Raw genomic sequence first — 17,255 nt, 5'->3', positions numbered from 1 at the left:
TGAACGCCATTGCTCCCCAGAACATGTCGTACCCGCAATTGACGCAGTGTTGACCGCGCAGGGGGCGAGGATCAACTCCCTCTCCGTGCTCGGGCTCTGCGAGTCCGATCGGAACTGGTGTGGGATCACTCACGGTACGCCAGGAGTTACCCTAGAGGGAAAAATATACCGCCCGACGTCGGTCCCTGCAACGGTTCTACAAGTGGTTTGTCACCGGAGTGTCGCTCGTGTCTCCACGCAGCTCGCCTGCTCGTGATGTCGTCTCCCGTCCCGGAGGCGTCCCATCACTATCGATGAAAGCTCGCGGTTTCCGGAGGCGCTTCCCTTTTCAGCGGCAGTCACGTCCCGTCTGCCATGGCATCCGACGAGACGAGCGGGGCTCCCGGGGGGCCGATAGCCGGCGAGCCCGTCCAGCACGGGACCGGCGTGACCTCGAATCGGGCGTTCCCGACGAACAGCTACCCGTCGAGCCTCGACCCGTTCGTCCTGTTCGAGCGGTTCTACATCGAGCCCGGCGAGGGGTTCCCGACCCATCCCCACCGCGGGTTCGAGATCGTCTCGTACATGCTCGAAGGCGGGATGGACCACGAGGACTCCCTCGGGGTGACCAACACCGCCCGCGAGGGCGAAGTCATGCGGATCACCGCGGGTGCCGGGATCCGACACTCGGAGTTCCCCGCCGGCGACGAGGGCTGTAACGGACTCCAGCTGTGGCTCAATCTCCCGCGGGACCGCAAGGAGGTCGATCCGGACTACGAGGACGCGGCGGCCGCAGAGCTCCCGACCGAAGAGCGCGACGGCGCGACCGTGACGACCGTCGTCGGCGAGGGGTCGCCGATCGCCCTCCACACGCCGACGGAGTACCTCGACGTCGCCGTCGACGGCGCGTGGACCTGGTCGCTCCCCGACGGCTGGTCCGGGTTCCTCTACGGCGTGTCGGGCGAGGGGACGGCCGACGGCGCGGCCTTCTCCGAGGGAGACGTCCTCCCGGTCACGGACGCCCGGTCCGTCGAGGTCCGGAGCGACGGCGACCTCCGCGCCGTCGCCGTCGCCGGCCGTCCCCACGGTGAGCCTGTCCGCCAGCGCGGGCCGTTCGTGCTCTGAGTGGACGAGTGGGACGGAGCAGGGAGTGCGTTGACCGATCCAGTCGGACCACGTTGGAGTAGTATATAAAGAGGTCGCCGGTATCAATATAAAGCTTATATATTAACGCCTCGAAATCTGTGGTATGCCCCAGAATGTGCGGTCGAATACGTCCTCGGGAATATCGATACAGGTCCCTGTTCCGGCTAACGAACCCGGTCTGTACGGATCCGACGCCACTGACGACATCCTGTCGTTTTTATCTCGGCATCGATACGAGTCCTTCACGCCGAGAGAGCTCGAAGAGTGGATCGACCACTCGGAGATGACGATCAGGAGAGCAGTAGACGTGCTCGCAGAGAACGACCTCGTGGAGTACAAGCCCGAAGGGAACAGGAAACCGGTTCAGATCAACCGTACCAGGCTTGCAGTCCCGGACGATCCACTACTTCGAGTTCCGCAGGAAGAGTACCACGAACCGGTGAAGGCTGCGGTCGATCGACTGCAATCCGATCTCGACGAGGTGCTCGGAATCGTTCTCTACGGAAGCGTCGCTCGCGGGGAGGCCGACCGTCGCAGTGACATCGACCTGTGGGTAGCCGTCGACGAGAGCAGGGCTGCCGCGCAACGGGCAGTGAACCGGATCGCGGACGAACTCGAAGAGCGACGATTCGGCGGGGAGCGATACGCGTTTCACATCGCCGTCGAGTCAGTCGACTCGATCCCCGCCTTCACGGACGACATTCGAGAGATCGTCGTGTCCGGGATTACCGTCTATGAGACTGAAGCGTTCCAGACGCTGCAGAATATTCTGACGCACCAGCAGACGGATGAGTAGCGACCCGACAGCAGTCACGACGGCGATCGAACAGGCGGAGGACGCCTTCGAGTATGCCGGATTCGGTCAGCCCGACTTCGAAGCGGGTATCGACCAGGGCGAGGAGTGGAAGGTGCAACTTACGAAGGGCTGTCGATACCTGGAAGCGGTCAGGACGCTCCGGAGCCAGGACGGATTCAACGGCGCCGTCGTCGAACTCTCCTTCGGAGCCATCGAGCGGACGCTCGAGGGATACCTGCTCTGGGCGACGAACGACTCGCTCGAGGACTTCATGGACCACACGACGGTCTACGATCGGATCGTCCAGGTCGGGCTACTCGAGACAGATACCGCGGACTCACTGCGATCGCTGTATCGGTCTAACCGAACGGAACACTACTACGGCGGCCAGGTGCCGACTGCGCAGAAAGAGGACGCGATGGCGGCGCTCGCGGAAGCCATCCACGACTTCACGGTCGACCAGATTCGTGAAGACGGCGTCTGTCTTTGTTGAGAAGTCTCTCCGGTAGGAACTGGCAGGTCTTCCACTGAATTGCTGTTACCGCCGAGAGCGAACAACGGTGAACCGCCTCGGGGTCAAGTGGATCGAGAGAGCTTTGCTCTCTCGTCATCCCGGAAGACGACGGCGTCCGGCGACCCCGAGGCTTTCCGTGGAGTAGTCGGACACTCCCACAACACCGTCGGTCATCGGGTCCACGGACGATCGTTTCGTCCTCTCACACGCATACGGAGAGAGCTCCGCGCGGCCGTCCCCACGGTGAGCCCGTCCGCCAGCGCGGGCCGTTCGTGCTCTGAGAGGGGCCGAGCGACGACCGTCCCGCCAGAACTATCAACGAGACTATCTTCAGCACCCGACAGCATGGGCGACGACGAGGTATTCGGGGACGTCCGGTTTCTCACGGGGTCCGAACAGCGGGTGGCGATCCTCGATACGCTGTGCGACGGCCCCGCCCGGCCGACGGACCTGTGCGACCGCGTGCCGGTGACGCGGACCACGGTCCAGCGGGTGCTGGCGGGCTTTCTGGAGCGACACTGGGTAGTGAAGCGCGACGGCCGGTACCACGTGACCGGTACCGGGCGCCGCGTGAGGGAGGCCTACGCGGAGTTCGTCGGGACCGTCGAGCGCGCCCGCCAGCTGGGCCCCATCGTCGCGGACCTCGGCGACGCCTGCGGCGAGCTTCCCGACGCCGCCTACGAGACGGCCGAGGTGACGGTCGCGACGGAGCAGGAGCCGCTCGCGGCGGTCGACCGCCTCATCGAGTGGCTCGAGGCCGGCGCGGGCGGGCACCTCCGTCTCGTCACGCCCATCGTCGCGCGGACGTTCAACCGGACGGCGATGTCGCTGCTCGAACGGGGGACGACCTTCGAGATGGTGATCGACGAGGGCGTGCTCCAGCAGTCGGCGTCGGCGTTCCCGGACGCGCTGGCGCGGGCCCGCGAGCACGGCGGCGTGGAGGTGTTCGTTCACCCGGACCCACTGTCGTTCGGGCTGACGCTCCGCGACGGGAGCGCGCTGGTCGCCGGCTACGACGACGCGAACAACCTCCGTGGCCTGTTCGTCTCCGAAAACGAGGACGTCAGGGCGTGGGCCGAGCGGACCTACGGGCACGTCGTCGACAGGGCGACACCCCTCGAGGAAGCCCTGTCGGACGAGTAGGACCCGTCGATCGGCGGTCGAGGTGGCCGGAGCGGGTCGTCAGCGGGATCGAAGCGGGGAGTCCGTGAAGGGACCGGACCGGTTCCGGGGACGGTGAGACACTGGCGGATTACCACTCCCCATCGTCTGCCAGCGTAGCCGGGTGCCTATACTTACCTCCCGTCGATCGGTACCGATCCCGGACGTGTTACAGGGGCTGTAACATCCGATCGCAGAGCGGGCGACCGCCGCCAGCCAGCGAGCGCCGGCCGCGATCGACCGCGGGAGACGCCCCGTTCCACGGGCCTCGTGCGTCGCTCTCCAGCGGTTCTCCCCTATCGGTTACCAGACTTCCTGACCAAAGAATCCCTTCTCGCAACTACAGATAAATAGGCCCAACCCCAAGCCGGACCCATGTCTCCACCCGGGCGGGAAGTCGAGTACACCGAATCGGACGTCATCGAGGTGTTCAAACAGCGCGAGGACTACGCCGAACCCCTGACGGCGTCGGAGGTGGCGGATCGGCTGGGCTGCTCGCGCCGGACCGCGCTGAACAAGCTCCACGACCTCCAGGAGGAGACGGACCTCACGAGCAAGAAGGTCGGCGGGCGCAGCCGGGTGTGGTGGATCCCCGTCACGATGGACTGAAGCGACGGACGCGGTGCCGGCGGACCGGCCAGCGCACTCGCAGTCAGGAGAGGTGGAGCACCCGCATTCGCTCGGGACCACCGTGGCCCGGGTCCGACTGCGGTGCCGCTGGTCGGCCGACGCCGCCGGTCCCGGCCCCGTCGCTCACTCGTCGACGGGCGTCTTGATGACGGTGACGGGCCGCTCTGCCATCCGGGCGACTCGCTCGGCGACGCTCCCCAGCAGTCGCCGGTACTCGCCGGATCGGTTCTTCGAGCCGAGGACCGTCAGGCCGACGTCCGCCTCGTCCATGTACGCGAGGATCTCCTCGTGGGGCACGCCGCGTCTGATCACCGCTTCGGTGTCGACGCCGGCCGCGGACGCGGTCTCGACGATGTCCTCGACGGCGTCGCCGCCCGCCTCCTCGAGCGCGTTCTCCAGCCCCTCGAACTCGTGGACGTACTCGTCGCCGGGGTAGGAGCTGTACGCCTCCGCGTCGACGACGTACAGGACGTGCAGCTCCGCGTCGTACCGCTGTGCGGCGTCGACCGCGTGCTCGATCGCCCGGTCCACTCCGGGACTCATGTCGGTCGGGAGCAGGATTCGATCGTACATCGTCTGAAACGAAGGACGCCGGCAAGTTATAGGAAGGGGACCGCTCTCACGAGGTGAGACGCCCCGTCGCCGGTCGGCCGTCGGAGCACGGCCTCGGCGATCGCGACGGCGGACCGTCGTCCTCGGCGTCGGCTCGGCGGTCGCGGCGGATCACTCGCAGTCGAAGCCCCACTCTTCGGCGCGCCGCTGGGCCTCTGCACGGGCCTGCTCGCGAATCGCCTCGATCTTCGCCTCGTCGCGGAGGAACGCCTCGACTGCGCCGGGGTCCCGCTCCCCGCCGTCGCCGGCGGTCGGGTCAGGTTCCCGGGGCTCCGGGGCGGCCCGGCGGGTGCTGGCCGCCAGCGCGGGGTCGCCGGCCAGTCGCTCGGCGGGCATCCCCGGCGGCACGGAGAGCGCGTCGGGGTCGCCCAGCGCGTCGAGCGCGTCCGGGGCCAGGTCGTACAGTTCGACGTGATAGGACCCCGGCGTCGCGAGGTCGGCGAGCGCCTCGGGGCCGCCCCGGTCCGTGCCGGTGTGGTAGGCCAGTTCGGGGACGCCGTCGCGGAACGTCAGGACGCCCGTGCCCCCGGTGTCGAGCAGCAGCGCCTCCTGCGGTTCGAGGACGGCGTAGCCGGTGACCGCGCGGTCCAGCGCCGCCGCGAGCGGGTCCCGGGGGTCGTCGACGACCCGGGACTTCAGGAGGCGACCGTCGGGGAGGTTCATGGCGACTCGGGGACGACCGCGCTGCGGAACCGATCCGCCACGTCCTCCGAGGCGCGGTCGCGCACCTCGATGCCCGCGGCGGCCGCGCGGAAGGCCTCGGCCGGCGGCGAGTCTGGGGCGTGGGCCAGCAGCGGGCGTCCGGCGCGGCGGGCCTCCCGGGCGGCCTCGTGGGCCGGCACCGTCGCCAGCGTCGGCCCCTCGAAGTAGCGCTCGGACTGCTCGGCGACGCGGTCGATGGCGTCGTCCTCTCGAACCTTGTTGAACAGCACGCCGGCGACGCCGGTGCCGTAGGAGGTGGCGTACTCCTGGACCTTCAGCGCGTCCGACAGCGACGGGATCGTCGGCTGGAGGACGACCACGACGCGATCGGCCAGCACGATGGGCAGCACGGCCGAGCGGCTGCCCAGCGCCGCGGCGGAGTCGAGCAAGATGACGTCGGTGTCGGCCGCGAGCGTCGCGACCACCTCCCGCAGGCGCGCGGCGTCGGCGTCGCGAAACCCGTCCAGGCTCGTCCCGCAGGGGACTACCGTCATGCCGAACCGCTCGTAGGTCGCCGCCTCGACGGGCGCTTCGCCGCCGAGCACGTCGTGGAGCGTGACGTCGACCTCCGAGAGGCCGGCGTGGAAGAGCAGGTTCGCCATCCCGGTGTCCGCGTCGACGACCGTCACGTCGTAGTCCGCCGACAGCGCCATGCCGAGGGCGAGCGTGCTCGTGGTCTTGCCCGTCCCGCCCTTCCCGCTGGCCACCGCGAACGCCTCGACCATTCTACCTCCACTGTGCCGCCTTATTTTAAAATACTGTCGGAGAATCGAACCACCCCGGACCAGCGGCCGCCCGCTCCGACCGGTCAGTTCGACGCCAGCGCGTCGACGCCCTGCTCGACGGCCCACGGTGTGGCGCGAGCGACTGCCGTCGCGACGACGTACTCCCTGACGGGGCGGTCCAGTCGCGAGGCCTGAACCTCCCCGTTCAGGCGGGCGAGGTTCCGGTCGCCGTTCGCCACGCGCCAGGCGACGTCGGCGACGACGGTCCGCGCCAGCCCAGACGACGGGCTCTCCGCCAGAGCCGACTGCAGCGCGTCGAGCGCGTCCGACCGGAGGGTCCGCACCGCCTCGGCGCTCTCGACGCGGAACCGCTCGCCGTCGTCGACGCGCTGTCGGACCTGGTCGAACGCCCGAAAGTGGGCGAGCTGACCAGTCGCGTCGACGACGGCGCTGGCCGGTCCAGCCGCCTCCGCGAGCTGCTTCGTCCCCGACTCGGCCTCCCAGTGGAGTTCGTCGAGGAGTCTGGTGGCCCGCTCTTGGTCATCGACGGTCGGCTCCGGCGGCAGCGACGACTGCCGGTCGCGGACGTCAGCGAGCAGCGCCTCGGCCGCGCCGGTCAGCGTCGCGTCGACGGTGCCGGCGTCGTCGGGCAGCGACGCGGCGAACCGCTCCTGGAGGTGGCGGGCATCCGCCGCGTGCGCCCGCGTCGACTCGGCCGCCTCGCCCCACTCGGCGACCGTCAGGAGCGCCCCGTCCCGCTGTGATCGGTGTACCGGGTCGTCCTCGACTGCCCACCGCAGGGCGTCCTCGATGCGGGCGTGGACCAGCGCCGCGCGCACGGGGTCCGCGCCGACGTACTCGCGGCGCTCCCGGAACTCCGCGGCCTCGGTCACGGCCTCCCGTCGCTCCGCGCGGACGTCTTCGACAGTCAGCCCCTCGTCGGCGACGGCCCACCCGGCGGCCGCGTAGCGGGCGTTCTCCCGCCCGCGCCGGAGCGACCGGAGCGCCTCGAACTCGGTCTCCGCTCGGCGGGCCTCGCTCTGGTCGGTCGTCGCGTGCTCGGCCGCGTCGACGAGTCGCTCCCGGACGTGACCGTTGGGAATCTCGTCCGGGCCGAACGGCGTCGGCAGCGTCGACAGCAGGTCGTCGATCCGGTCGCGGGCGCCGCCGAGGTACTCGGCACCGATCTCGACCGGTACCGACGCGACCACCGCGGGCTCGGCCTCCTCGTCGACGTCGGGCAGATCGTAGGCGCTGATCGTCGGCTCGCCGCCACTCCTAATACCCTCGAGGGTATTACAGCCGGCGAGTGCGGTCGACCCCGCCAGCGCCAGCAGTCCGCGACGGGTGATCCGTCCGCCGTCGCGCATCACTGGGCACCTCCCGTTGTGGAAGCGCTGGCGTTGCCATCGGCTGCCCCGCTGCTGCTACTGCTGCCACTGCTGCTGGCGCTATCGCCTTCGGCCCTCGCGCGGGCCATCCGCTCGCCGCAGGCACCGCCGCCGACCGAAGAGCCGTAGCCGTTCACGTCCTCGTGGTCGAGCGCGTCGGGGATGCGGATCAGGCGGGCCTCGTAGACCTTCGCGTCGGCCTCGCAGCGCTCGTCGTACGGACGGAGGACGCGCCCGTAGTCGGTCCGGACCTCGTCGGGCTGCCACTGAATGCTACACAGCTCCAGCCGGAAGCACTCCTCGACCTGGTTGACCTCCAGGTAGACGGTCTCGCTCTCGAAGTCGGTCTCGTCGAGGAACGATCGGACGGGCTCGGTGTCCACCCCGTCGGCGACCCGGACGCGGCCGGCCCGGTCCTCGCCGTCGATCACCGTCCTGTCGCCGTGGTAGTGTCGCTCGGCGACACTCGGCCGGCCGCCGCCGTCCTCGTCGGCGAACCACACCGGTGGCCGATCAGTGGCCGACCGGACCGCCACGTGGGGCGGATCGGCCTCCGAACCGTGTCCGGGCTCGTCGGCGGGCGTCTCCCGCGCGTGTGTTCGAGTCGATTCTGACTCGCCGAAACCGGTGCCGCTACAGCCGGCTAGCGCGGCGACCAGTCCTGCGGCTCCGTGGAGGGCGCGCCGTCGCGTGAAGGGGACCATGAATTCGTTCACTGGTCACGCTACCGCGGGGAAAGCTTTCTGGTATACAACTGGCTGCGCGGCTGCCATCTCTGACGCGGTGCGCTCATCTCCGGAGGACGGACAGGTCGACGTGCTCGCGCAACAGGTCTGCGGCGCTATCCGCCGGATATCCTCGCTCCCGCGCGGCCGCCGGCCGTTCGCGTCCGGCCGCCTCGTACGTGTTTCTCACGTAGGCATCTCTCGCGCCCGGGTTCTCGAACAGGCCGTGGAGGTATGTCCCCAGGACCGCCCCGCTCGCGACGCCCGTCTCGCCGACCGGCGTCCCGCCGCGGCGCTCGGTCCGGCCCATGTGGATCTCGTAGCCCGACATCTCGCCCTCGAAGCCGGCGAGCGGACCCGCGCCGGCGATCTCGCGGGTGACCGCCCGGACCGCCTTGTCCTCGCGGAAGCGCGTCTCGACGGGGAGGCGACCGATCCCCTCGACCGCCTCCCGCTCGCCCGTCCCCTCGACGGCGGCGTTCTCGATCCGCTCGCCCAGCAGCTGGTAGCCGCCGCAGAGGCCGACGATCGGGCCGTCGAACGCCCGGATCCGCTCGTCCGTGCCCGCGTCGCGCACCGCCAGCAGATCGTCGACGGTGTTCTTCGTCCCCGGGAGGACGAGGGCGTCCAGTCCGTCCAGCGAATCCTCGATTGGGACGTACCGGACGCGGACGCCGGGCTCGCGGACCAGCGGCTCGACGTCCGTGGCGTTCGAGATGCGCGGCAGGCGCAGGACGCCGACCGTGACGGACTGTTCGTCGGGGACGCCGTCGTCGGCCCCGCGGACGGCCCGCTCGCCCTCGTCCGGTAGCGCGAGGCTGTCCTCCTCGGGGAGGCCGGGGTCGTCGTGGGGCAGCACGCCCAGCACGGGCACGCCGGTCCGCTCCTCGAACTCCTCGAGCCCCGGGGCCAGCAGCGACCGGTCGCCGCGGAACTTCGTGATCACGCAGCCGACCACCCGCTCGCGGACGTCCCCGGGCAGGAGTTCGAGCGTCCCCACCAGCGACGCGAACACGCCGCCGCGCTCGATGTCGGCGACCAGCAGGACGTCCGCGTCGGCGAACCGCGCCGTCTCCAGGTTCGCCAGGTCGCGGTGCCTGAGGTTGATCTCCGCGATGGAGCCCGCCCCCTCGGCGACGACGACGTCGTGGTCGGCCGCGAGCCGCGCGTGGGACTCGCGGGCGGCCGCGAGCGCGTCGTCCCAGTGGTCGTCGTAGTACTCGCCGGCCGCGTAGTGGCCGACCGCCTCGCCGTGGAGCACGACCTGCGACTCGCCGGACCCGCGGGGCTTCAGGAGAACCGGGTTGTGGTCGGTGGTGGCCGGGATCCGGGCGGCGCGAGCCTGGACGTACTGTGAGACGCCGACCTCGCCCCAGCCCTCGCCCGTCGCGTTCGCCACCGCGCGGGCGTTGTTGCTCATGTTCTGGGCCTTGAACGGCGCGACGTCGGCTCCGCGGTCGGCCAGCAGCCGGCACAGGCCCGCCGCGACCGTCGACTTGCCGACGTGGCTCGCCGTGCCGGCGACGAGGAGGGTCTCGGCCATCGCTCCCCCCTGCGTTTCCCGGGGCCAAGAGTGGTTCGACAGTGCGCTTTTGACGCGTCGCCCGCAATCGTCAGTCGTGACCGACGACCGTCTGCGCGAGCTACACGAACACCTCGCCGCGACGGCCGAGCGACCGGTCGAGCGGACCGCGAGCCGCTGGCTCGGCGAGGCCGAGGCGGTCGCGAGGGACCTCGCGCGGAGCGACCTCGACCCCGCCGTTCGACGGGAGCGACTGGAGCAGGTCGACCGCCTGCTCTCGGAGGTCGACTCGACCGGCGACGAGGACGCCGACGAGTCCGTGGCAGCGGCGCGTGACCTCGTAGACGACCTGCTGGACTCGGCGTGACTACCCTCGCCCGCCTTGGACTCTTCCGCGTCGAGCGCCTAGCGGGAACGCCGTGCTCGGACCAAATACCCACAGCGGACGGTCCCAGTCCCGGCGCCTACCACTCGACAAACGGATCGAACAGCCCGGCATGTTCACCGCCCGAAAGGAGTGCGAACTCTGCGAATCGGCCACGCACGTCGACGTCAAGTACGGGTTGCGCGTCTGCGAGTCCTGCGACGAGGCGCTCCTTCCCTGACTCCCGCGACCGGTTCGTCGACGGGACCGTCCCGCCGGCGGCCCCGTCGCCGGACACCCCGTCTCTGCTTTTAAGCCCCTGAGCGGCGTAGTGAGGGGCGTGTCCGGAACACGGAACGCGAGGCGATGGCCGTGACGTCGGTCAGCCGCGTCCTCCGGAACCAGGTCCGCGGAGTGACGGGCGCACTGATCGCCGCCGGCGTCATGGGCCTGCTCACCGTCGAGATGTGGTGGATCGCGTGGGAGCGACCGGCGTGGCAGGTGCTCGGCTACGCCGTCGCGGGCCTCGCTCTCGTGCTGCTCGTCGCCCGCAGCAGCGGGTTCCGCGTCGAGGAGGAGGGCGACGGGGACGAGGCGCGCTACGATCCGATCCGGCTGGCGGTCGACGCCGCCGAGCTCGTCCTCCAGAGCGTCGTCGCGGCCCTCGTCGTCCTGTGGGCGTACGGCATCGTCGACCTGTCGACGCCGGCGCACGTGGTCGCGCGGATGGCCCTCGTCCAGGCCGTCCCGCTCGGGTTCGGCGCGGCGCTGTCGAACCGGCTCCTCCGGGAGACGGAAGACGACGAGAGCGACGACGCCGAGTCGCTGACGCTGCGGGGGAACCTGGCCGCCTTCGCCGCGGGCGGGATCTTCTTCTCGTTCCCGCTGGCAGCGAGCGTGGAGATGAACGTCCTCGCGGCGTCGACCGACTGGGCGCGACTCGGCGCGATCGCCGCGCTGACGCTGGGCACCACGTACCTGCTCCTCTACGAGCTGGAGTTCCGCGGCCAGTCCCGTCGGACGGTCGACCGGGAGTGGTCCGCGCTGATCCACGCCGGACAGGTCTGCGTCGTCTTCGCCGTGGGGCTGTCCGTCGCCGCGCTCCTGCTGTGGGCCTTCGGCTACCTCACCTACTCGCTCGCCGTGAACGTCCAGAAGGTCGTCGTCCTGTCGTTCCCGACCACCGTCGGCGGCGCGGCCGCGCGGGTGATACTGTGAGCTCCTTCTCCGGGGGCGGCGACGAACCGTCGGCGGCGGAGTGGGTCGTGACGGTCGTCAGCGTCGCCGTCACGCTCCTGCTGTTCGGCTACGTCGCCTGGCACGCCGTCACGACGCCCGCAAGCGCCGATCCGGTCGCGACCGTCGCGGGGACCGAGGCGACGGACGACGGCCGCCTGGCCGCGACAGTGAGCGTCGACAACCCGGGCAGTCAGGGGCTGGAGTCCGTGACGGTAGCGGTCGACTGCGCGAACGAGTCGCTGACGTTCGCCCACGTCCCGACCGACGCCGAGCGGACCGGTACCGTCGTCTGTCCGGCCGGGACCGACGACCCCGAGGCGACGGTCGAGCGATGGATCCCCGCCTGATCCCGACGCCGGGCGACCGCGGGACCGGCGTCAGAACTCCGTCCCCTTCCGCGCGCCCTGGCCGGCGTCGATGGGGTGCTTGCGCTTGCCGACCTCGGAGATCAGGTCGGCGTGCTCGCGGAGGTAGTTGGGTTCTTCGTGGCCGCCGGTCAGGACCAGTTCCAGGTCGTCCGGCGCGTCCTCGACCAGCGCCACGACGTCCTCGGGGTCGAGCAGGTCGCGGTTCGCGGCGTACAGCACCTCGTCGAGGAGCAGCACGTGGACGCCGTCGTCGGCGGGGCCGTCGAGCGGGAGCGGGCCGGACGCCTCGGCGGAGGCCGCGGCGATCTCCCGGGCGCGGGCCAGCGCGCCCTCCGCGCGGGCGGCGTGCTCGTCGTCGTCGCTGCCGTCGAGGAAGCCGTGCCAGCCGTAGTGGCCCGCGTTCTCGTAGGAGAAGCCCGGCAGCTCGGCGATGGCGTTGTACTCGCCGCGGACGTCCTCGACGCTGCCCGTGCCGCCCTTCATGAACTGCAGGAGGTGGACGCGGTAGCCGTGGCCGACGGCGCGCATCCCCATCCCCAGCGCGGCGGTGGTCTTGCCCTTCCCGTCGCCCCACCACACCTGCACGAGGCCGAGCTCCTCGGGCTCGGCCGGTTCGATCGGTTCGGCGCTGGGTCCGTCGGAACGGGATCCGTCGGCGTCGCTCATATCCGGGCGTCGGCGCGGGACCACTAAGCGTCCGCGGTCGACGCCCCGACGCTTCGACTGCGACTGAACCTCCGGAAAGCCCATGCCGTCGCCACCGGTTGCACCGATCATGCGCAGACGCGCCCTCCTCACGTCGCTGGCGACCGGCACGGCCACGCTCTCGGGGTGTAGCGTGCTCGGCAGTCCCCGCGACGAACAGTCGACCGTGACGCCCGCGCCCGTCCCCGACGAGGCCGGCGACGGATCGGCGGGGAACGGCACGGAGACGGACGGCTCCTCGACCGACGAGTCCCCGACGGCGGACGGCTGGCCGGACGACCCGGCGAGCGTGATCGACCTGGAGACCGGCCCGCGGACGTACGCGCTGGGGCCGACGCGGTTCCACACCGACGACTACGCGGACGTCCGCCTGGCGTTCGACCGCACGGCCACGGCCGACCACCCGGCGCGGGTCCGCGGCGTTCTCGAGAACGCCAATGACTTCGAGAGCACGTTCCGGGTCGAGTGGCTCCCCGCAGTCGGACGGGTCCACGGCAGACAGCCCGACGGGTACGACCACGAGGCGCGCCTCCACCTCGTCCCCACGGCGAACAACGACCTCGCGGAGACGGTGCCCGAGGTCACCCGCGACGACGGGTACTGGTACGTCGCCGACGTCGGCCCCTGGATGACCGACACCCGCCGACTGGATCCCGGCGAGCGCGTCCGCGTGGAGTACCGTCTCGTCGGCGAGCAGGGGACCGAGCGACCGACGGGAACTTACGAGTTCCGCGGCCGCGACGAGACCGTCCGGATCGCTGTCTGGGACACGACTGGCCCCGGACCCGAGGCGGAGTCCCGGTTCGCCGGCCGGTCGGTGCCGGTGATCAGCCGGGGCGACAGCGAGCAGACCGTCCAGTGGTACCACGAGGCGGACGCGTCGACGCGGGCGTTCGTGCGCCCTTCGGTCGAGCGGCGGGCGCTGGACGGCCGCATCGAGTTCGAGATGGTCAATCACAGCCGCGAGACGCTCCGCTGCGGCCACTGGAACCTCTACAAGCTGGCCGACGGGCAGTGGTACCACGTCGCGCCCTGGGGACACACGGCGGACTGCCGCGGGCTCGCACCCGGCGACCGGAAAACGTGGCCGCTCCGCGCGTTCACCGGCGATCCCGTCCCCTGCGACGATCACAGCGGCCTCACGGCCGGCTTCCTCGGCGGCGGAATCTACGCCGTCGTAGCGGGCTACGGCCGCAACGCCGACGCCAGCGGCGCGCTGGTCGAACTGGTGGGCGACCCCGTCGAGGTGGTCCCGACCGGGGACGCCGCGGCGGAGCGCGACGGCGGGACGGTCACGGTGACCACCGACAGCTACGGCGACGGCGAGCGGCCGGCCGACGCGGCGCTGGCGATGGCGCCGGCCGACGACGCCGACGAGCAAAGCCCGTCGATCCCTCGGTCGTCTCCGACTCGGGAGGCCGCAGACCGGCGGCTCATCGCCGAGGTTCTCATGCGCGACCGCAACCGCGCGCTCCGGAACGCACTCGCCCACGCAGCGGACGACGTCGAGCGCGTCGTCGTCCGGACCGACGAGCGCGCCGTCGACCGGACGCTCGGGTACGACAGCGACCGCCGCCGGTTCCGCTTCCGCGGGCAGACCTACGAGGCGCGCCGGGCGGGCAACGGGGACTGAACACCGCTCTGCTCTCGGACGACCGACGCTCGCCGTCACTCCCCGTCCGACTCCGGCCACTCGCGGACGTCTGACCGGGCCACGTCCAGCAGCCTCCGGCGGCGCTCGCGCAGGTCCGCGAGCGCGTCTGCGAACGCGTCCTCGTCGACGGTGTCAACGCCGGCCGCCCGGAGCCGATCCAGCGACGGCGGGGGCGGCGTCTCGTCGGCCGCGGAGACGAACGTGGTGGTCAGCGTGTCGAGGTAGCCTCCGACGCTCGACCGCGCGCTCCCCAGCGCTGCCCGGTTCGGTCGCTCGGCCTCGTCGACGCCGAACCGGAGGAGGGTCAGCGCCTCGTCGAGCGCCGGGATGGCGACGCTCGGGGCCCGCTCCCGCTCGGGGCTGTAGAAGTAGTGGAGGATCGGGTAGGCCTTGTGGTTCGACGAGAGCGCGTCGAGCTGGGCGGAGAGGTCCTGCAGCGAGAGGTCCAGATCGTCGAAGCCCTCGCCGTCCCAGCCCGCGAGCGCGATGGCTTCCCCGCTCGTCCCGAGCCCGGTGACCGACCGAGCGAACGAGCGCTTCTGCGTGACCGCGTCCAGCACTGAGAGGACGTACGTGACGGCCAGCGTCACGAACAGCATCCCGCTCGCCGTCGTGAGCGCGGTCGCGACCTGCGGGGCCCCGTCCCTGGGCGCGAAGTCACCGTTGCCCATCGTGAACAGGGAGTACCCGACGAAGTAGAAGCGCTCGGTCAGGGAGACCGGTCCGCCGTCGCGGGTGTCGAGCAGTGGCGCCTCGAGCCCCGAGAAGAGGAGCACCCAGCCGGCCCACAGCAGCGCGATCCACGAGAAGAGGCCGAGCACGAGGATCACCGGGCCGGCAAGCGAGCGGACTCGCAGGCTGTCCCGACCGATTGCCCGCCACCCCCGCCACGTCCACGTGGCCAGGCGCGCGGTGAGCGGCCCGGCACCGCCGGACACCCACAGCGTCGTCCAGAGTACATCGAGGACCGTTCCGACGAGCACGGCGGCTCCCAGCGCCGTCTCGACGGCGGTCATCCGCCGGCGCTCCCGCGGACCCGGCGCCTGACCGTCGGTGCATCTCGCGCACGGTGTCGACAGCGGGCGGGGCGATACGCACGCAGTGGCTCACCGACAAGTCCGTGGAGCGGCCTCGGCGGAGACATCGACGTCCGTCTTTCGCCGCGAACGGCAATCAGCGACCGGCTTGCTGCTGCGAGGCCGTCCCGCGGACCCGGTTCACGCCGGCGCGAACACGTCGGGCTCGCGGTCGGTGACGACGCCGTGCTCGGCCTCGGCGACGCGACGGGGGAACTCGCCGTCGGGGTACCTGGATCCGAGACTCGCCAGGACCGCGTCGCGCACGCAGGCCCGCGTCGCGGCGCCTACCTCGGTCGCGCTGCCCGCGAACTCGGCCGGGTCGCCGTCGGGGTCGCAGCCGACCACCGCGGCGTCGCTCGTGGTGCCGGGGTAGCCGGCGACCGCCGCGAGCGTCGCCGCCTTCGCCTCGACGCAGGTGGCCAGTAGCTCCGCGAGCGTCCCCTCGCCCAGCGCTCGGTCCGTGACGGCGATCAGGTTGACCGTGCCCGGCCGCCAGTCCGGCGCGTCCGCAGTTCCTTCCCCGACGGTGCCTCCAGCCACGGGCAGCGCCGCCGGGTTCGAGACGCCCGCCGTCGCCAGGACGGTCACCGGCCCGTCGCTGGCACAGCGGGCGTGGGCGACGTCGACGCCGGTCAACAGCGTCGGCCCGGGCGCTTCGAAGGCCGCCGCGTCGCGCCGCTCGGCGGCGTACGCTCGCAGGTCCGTCCGGTCGAACCCCTCCGGGACTGTGACGTCGTAGGCCGCGTCGGCCGTCCGGAACCCGCCGTCGGGGCCGGTAGCCAGCCAGCGAGTGTTCGGCCGCCGGCAGCGACAGACGCCGTCGCGGACGGTCGCCTCAAACATCGAGCGCGTCGAGCAGGCGACCGTTCTCCTCGCGGGTCCGCACGGCGACGCGGACGTGGCGGTCCAGCCCGCGGAACGTGCGGGCGTCCCGGGCGGTGACGTTGTGCTCCCGTAGCGTCGAGAGTACGTCGTCGACGTCGCCCGGGGAATCGAGTTCGAGCAGGAGGAAGGGGGCGTCGGAGCCCGTGACCGCGAACCGCTGGGAGAGGCGCTCGCGCATGCGCGCCCGTTCCCGGTGGACCCGCTCGCGGGTCTCGACGACGAACGGCTCCCGGCGCAGGCAGTAGGTGCCGACGGTGGCCGCGGGGCCGCCCATCGTCCACGGCGTCCGGGCGACGTCCAGGCGGTCCCGCAGGTCGCCCGTCGCGACGGCGAAGCCGGCCCGCAGGCCCGGCAGCCCGAAGATCTTCGTCAGCGAGCGGGCGACGACGACGCCGTCGGTCCCGGCCAGCGAAGGTCGGTCGGCGAAGTCCATGAACGCCTCGTCGAGGAGCAGCACGGTCCCCGACTCGCGGCAGCGCTCGGCGAACGCGCGGAGCCGCTCGCGGTCGTACGCGTCACCGGTCGGGTTGTTCGGGTTGCAGACGACGGCCGCCGCGTGATCGGCCGGGTCCTGCTCGTCGACGGCGTCGTGGTCGACGAACACCGGCTCGGCGCCCTGCAGGCGGACCTCGCGGGCGTACTCGCCGAAGCTCGGTGCCGGGACGAGCACGGTGTCGCCCGGGCGGACGCAGGTCTCCAGCGTCAGCCTGATCGCGCCGAGGCCCCCGCCGGTGGGGATCACCTGACGGCCCTCGCAGCCCACGTACTCGGCGGCGGCCGTCCGGAACCCGCAGTAGTCCGTCGACGGGTACGCCCTGGCCTCGGCCAGCGCCGCCTCGTAGATCCGCGCCACCCCCTCCGGCGTCCGGGGATTCGTGTTCGCGCTGAAGTCCAGCAGCTGCGGGTCGTCGGTGCTGCCGTGGGGGACGTGTCCCGACTCGTCGACGCCGCTGCCCTCGTGGGCACCTGAATGCAGGTCGTCGACGGCGTCGGGGTCCATGTCTGGGACGTCGAGAGTGCGCGGGATAACGGTTTCGCGCCGCGTCCGTTCGCTGGAC

The 17,255-nt window shown here is 71.2% G+C and carries 19 protein-coding genes; 9 read left to right on the top strand and 10 right to left on the bottom strand.

Annotation, left to right across the window (positions count from 1 at the left end; all coding sequences use genetic code 11):
* Positions 1-354 precede the first annotated feature (354 nt).
* The 5 genes from LCY71_RS11630 to LCY71_RS11610 all read left to right on the top strand — a co-directional run bounded on the left by LCY71_RS11630 (position 355) and on the right by LCY71_RS11610 (position 4,205).
* Positions 355-1,104 carry a pirin family protein gene (locus LCY71_RS11630; protein ID WP_225333311.1) on the top strand — a complete coding sequence of 250 codons (750 nt, stop codon included), beginning with the start codon at positions 355-357 and terminating at the stop codon, positions 1,102-1,104.
* Between the two features lie 124 nt (positions 1,105-1,228).
* On the top strand, positions 1,229-1,921 hold the full coding sequence (locus LCY71_RS11625; RefSeq protein ID WP_225333310.1) for a nucleotidyltransferase domain-containing protein: 693 nt from the start codon (positions 1,229-1,231) through the stop codon (positions 1,919-1,921).
* A complete protein-coding gene (locus LCY71_RS11620) occupies positions 1,914-2,414 on the top strand; it encodes a DUF8154 family protein (protein WP_225333309.1) in 501 nt (166 codons plus the stop codon). Before LCY71_RS11625 ends, LCY71_RS11620 begins: the two co-directional genes overlap by 8 nt.
* Positions 2,415-2,780: 366 nt before the next feature.
* Entirely contained in the window at positions 2,781-3,578 is a 798-nt protein-coding gene (locus LCY71_RS11615) for a helix-turn-helix transcriptional regulator (protein ID WP_225333308.1), read from the top strand.
* Positions 3,579-3,971: 393 nt separating this feature from the next.
* Positions 3,972-4,205, top strand: coding sequence for an HTH domain-containing protein (locus LCY71_RS11610; RefSeq protein WP_225333307.1), 234 nt, complete (start codon positions 3,972-3,974; stop codon positions 4,203-4,205).
* 144 nt (positions 4,206-4,349) lie between these two features.
* Here the strand turns inward: LCY71_RS11610 and LCY71_RS11605 are convergent, their stop codons facing one another.
* The 6 genes from LCY71_RS11605 to LCY71_RS11580 form a co-directional block, all read right to left on the bottom strand.
* A complete protein-coding gene (locus tag LCY71_RS11605) occupies positions 4,350-4,799 on the bottom strand; it encodes a universal stress protein (RefSeq protein ID WP_225333306.1) in 450 nt (149 codons plus the stop codon).
* Positions 4,800-4,949: 150 nt separating this feature from the next.
* The gene (locus tag LCY71_RS11600) at positions 4,950-5,501 is read right to left on the bottom strand and encodes a DUF8054 family protein (protein WP_225333305.1); all 552 of its coding nucleotides are present in this window, start codon (positions 5,499-5,501) and stop codon (positions 4,950-4,952) included.
* Entirely contained in the window at positions 5,498-6,265 is a 768-nt protein-coding gene (locus LCY71_RS11595) for a nucleotide-binding protein (protein ID WP_225333304.1), read from the bottom strand. The genes LCY71_RS11600 and LCY71_RS11595 overlap by 4 nt, the downstream gene beginning before the upstream one ends.
* Before the next feature lie 83 nt (positions 6,266-6,348).
* Positions 6,349-7,635 carry a coiled-coil domain-containing protein gene (locus tag LCY71_RS11590; protein WP_225333303.1) on the bottom strand — a complete coding sequence of 429 codons (1,287 nt, stop codon included), beginning with the start codon at positions 7,633-7,635 and terminating at the stop codon, positions 6,349-6,351.
* On the bottom strand, positions 7,635-8,360 hold the full coding sequence (locus LCY71_RS11585) for a hypothetical protein (protein ID WP_225333302.1): 726 nt from the start codon (positions 8,358-8,360) through the stop codon (positions 7,635-7,637). The genes LCY71_RS11590 and LCY71_RS11585 overlap by 1 nt, the downstream gene beginning before the upstream one ends.
* 85 nt (positions 8,361-8,445) lie before the next feature.
* Positions 8,446-9,924 carry a cobyric acid synthase gene (locus tag LCY71_RS11580; protein WP_225333301.1) on the bottom strand — a complete coding sequence of 493 codons (1,479 nt, stop codon included), beginning with the start codon at positions 9,922-9,924 and terminating at the stop codon, positions 8,446-8,448.
* 76 nt (positions 9,925-10,000) lie between these two features.
* Between LCY71_RS11580 and LCY71_RS11575 the strand changes: the two genes are divergently transcribed.
* The 3 genes from LCY71_RS11575 to LCY71_RS11565 all read left to right on the top strand — a co-directional run bounded on the left by LCY71_RS11575 (position 10,001) and on the right by LCY71_RS11565 (position 11,853).
* Positions 10,001-10,270: a DUF8152 family protein gene (locus tag LCY71_RS11575; protein WP_225333300.1), complete on the top strand. Its 270-nt coding sequence runs from the start codon at positions 10,001-10,003 to the stop codon at positions 10,268-10,270.
* Between the two features lie 363 nt (positions 10,271-10,633).
* Positions 10,634-11,485, top strand: coding sequence for a DUF2391 family protein (locus tag LCY71_RS11570; protein WP_225333299.1), 852 nt, complete (start codon positions 10,634-10,636; stop codon positions 11,483-11,485).
* Positions 11,482-11,853: a hypothetical protein gene (locus LCY71_RS11565; protein WP_225333298.1), complete on the top strand. Its 372-nt coding sequence runs from the start codon at positions 11,482-11,484 to the stop codon at positions 11,851-11,853. Before LCY71_RS11570 ends, LCY71_RS11565 begins: the two co-directional genes overlap by 4 nt.
* A gap of 30 nt (positions 11,854-11,883) precedes the next feature.
* On the opposite strand, the gene LCY71_RS11560 is transcribed toward LCY71_RS11565, so the two are convergent.
* Positions 11,884-12,540 carry a cob(I)yrinic acid a,c-diamide adenosyltransferase gene (locus LCY71_RS11560; RefSeq protein WP_225333297.1) on the bottom strand — a complete coding sequence of 219 codons (657 nt, stop codon included), beginning with the start codon at positions 12,538-12,540 and terminating at the stop codon, positions 11,884-11,886.
* A 109-nt stretch (positions 12,541-12,649) separates the two neighbouring features.
* Here LCY71_RS11560 and LCY71_RS11555 point away from each other — a divergent pair, with 109 nt between their 5' ends.
* A complete protein-coding gene (locus LCY71_RS11555) occupies positions 12,650-14,212 on the top strand; it encodes a hypothetical protein (RefSeq protein ID WP_225333296.1) in 1,563 nt (520 codons plus the stop codon).
* Between the two features lie 35 nt (positions 14,213-14,247).
* Here the strand turns inward: LCY71_RS11555 and LCY71_RS11550 are convergent, their stop codons facing one another.
* The 3 genes from LCY71_RS11550 to cobD form a co-directional block, all read right to left on the bottom strand.
* A complete protein-coding gene (locus LCY71_RS11550) occupies positions 14,248-15,249 on the bottom strand; it encodes a potassium channel family protein (RefSeq protein WP_225333295.1) in 1,002 nt (333 codons plus the stop codon).
* Positions 15,250-15,450: 201 nt separating this feature from the next.
* On the bottom strand, positions 15,451-16,155 hold the full coding sequence (locus LCY71_RS11545; RefSeq protein WP_225333294.1) for an adenosylcobinamide amidohydrolase: 705 nt from the start codon (positions 16,153-16,155) through the stop codon (positions 15,451-15,453).
* On the bottom strand, positions 16,148-17,197 hold the full coding sequence (gene cobD, locus LCY71_RS11540; protein ID WP_225333293.1) for a threonine-phosphate decarboxylase CobD: 1,050 nt from the start codon (positions 17,195-17,197) through the stop codon (positions 16,148-16,150). Before cobD ends, LCY71_RS11545 begins: the two co-directional genes overlap by 8 nt.
* Positions 17,198-17,255: the final 58 nt, after the last annotated feature.

It is taken from the genome of Halomicrobium urmianum, from assembly GCF_020217425.1.
Lineage (GTDB): Archaea > Halobacteriota > Halobacteria > Halobacteriales > Haloarculaceae > Halomicrobium > Halomicrobium urmianum.
The sequence above is the reverse complement of the archived record's forward strand: the minus strand, read 5'-3'. Positions and strand labels throughout refer to the sequence as shown.

Excerpts from the sequence above, each read along its gene's own strand:
- LCY71_RS11555 (WP_225333296.1), top strand. The coding sequence starts at position 12,650 with ATGCGCAGACGCGCCCTCCTCACGTCGCTGGCGACCGGCACGGCCACG.
- LCY71_RS11630 (WP_225333311.1), top strand. The coding sequence starts at position 355 with ATGGCATCCGACGAGACGAGCGGGGCTCCCGGGGGGCCGATAGCCGGC.
- LCY71_RS11570 (WP_225333299.1), top strand. The coding sequence starts at position 10,634 with ATGGCCGTGACGTCGGTCAGCCGCGTCCTCCGGAACCAGGTCCGCGGA.
- LCY71_RS11560 (WP_225333297.1), bottom strand. The coding sequence starts at position 12,540 with ATGAGCGACGCCGACGGATCCCGTTCCGACGGACCCAGCGCCGAACCG.
- LCY71_RS11625 (WP_225333310.1), top strand. The coding sequence starts at position 1,229 with ATGCCCCAGAATGTGCGGTCGAATACGTCCTCGGGAATATCGATACAG.
- LCY71_RS11545 (WP_225333294.1), bottom strand. The coding sequence starts at position 16,155 with ATGTTTGAGGCGACCGTCCGCGACGGCGTCTGTCGCTGCCGGCGGCCG.
- LCY71_RS11580 (WP_225333301.1), bottom strand. The coding sequence starts at position 9,924 with ATGGCCGAGACCCTCCTCGTCGCCGGCACGGCGAGCCACGTCGGCAAG.
- cobD (WP_225333293.1), bottom strand. The coding sequence starts at position 17,197 with ATGGACCCCGACGCCGTCGACGACCTGCATTCAGGTGCCCACGAGGGC.
- LCY71_RS11595 (WP_225333304.1), bottom strand. The coding sequence starts at position 6,265 with ATGGTCGAGGCGTTCGCGGTGGCCAGCGGGAAGGGCGGGACGGGCAAG.
- LCY71_RS11615 (WP_225333308.1), top strand. The coding sequence starts at position 2,781 with ATGGGCGACGACGAGGTATTCGGGGACGTCCGGTTTCTCACGGGGTCC.
- LCY71_RS11600 (WP_225333305.1), bottom strand. The coding sequence starts at position 5,501 with ATGAACCTCCCCGACGGTCGCCTCCTGAAGTCCCGGGTCGTCGACGAC.
- LCY71_RS11550 (WP_225333295.1), bottom strand. The coding sequence starts at position 15,249 with ATGACCGCCGTCGAGACGGCGCTGGGAGCCGCCGTGCTCGTCGGAACG.
- LCY71_RS11620 (WP_225333309.1), top strand. The coding sequence starts at position 1,914 with ATGAGTAGCGACCCGACAGCAGTCACGACGGCGATCGAACAGGCGGAG.
- LCY71_RS11605 (WP_225333306.1), bottom strand. The coding sequence starts at position 4,799 with ATGTACGATCGAATCCTGCTCCCGACCGACATGAGTCCCGGAGTGGAC.
- LCY71_RS11610 (WP_225333307.1), top strand. The coding sequence starts at position 3,972 with ATGTCTCCACCCGGGCGGGAAGTCGAGTACACCGAATCGGACGTCATC.
- LCY71_RS11585 (WP_225333302.1), bottom strand. The coding sequence starts at position 8,360 with ATGGTCCCCTTCACGCGACGGCGCGCCCTCCACGGAGCCGCAGGACTG.
- LCY71_RS11590 (WP_225333303.1), bottom strand. The coding sequence starts at position 7,635 with ATGCGCGACGGCGGACGGATCACCCGTCGCGGACTGCTGGCGCTGGCG.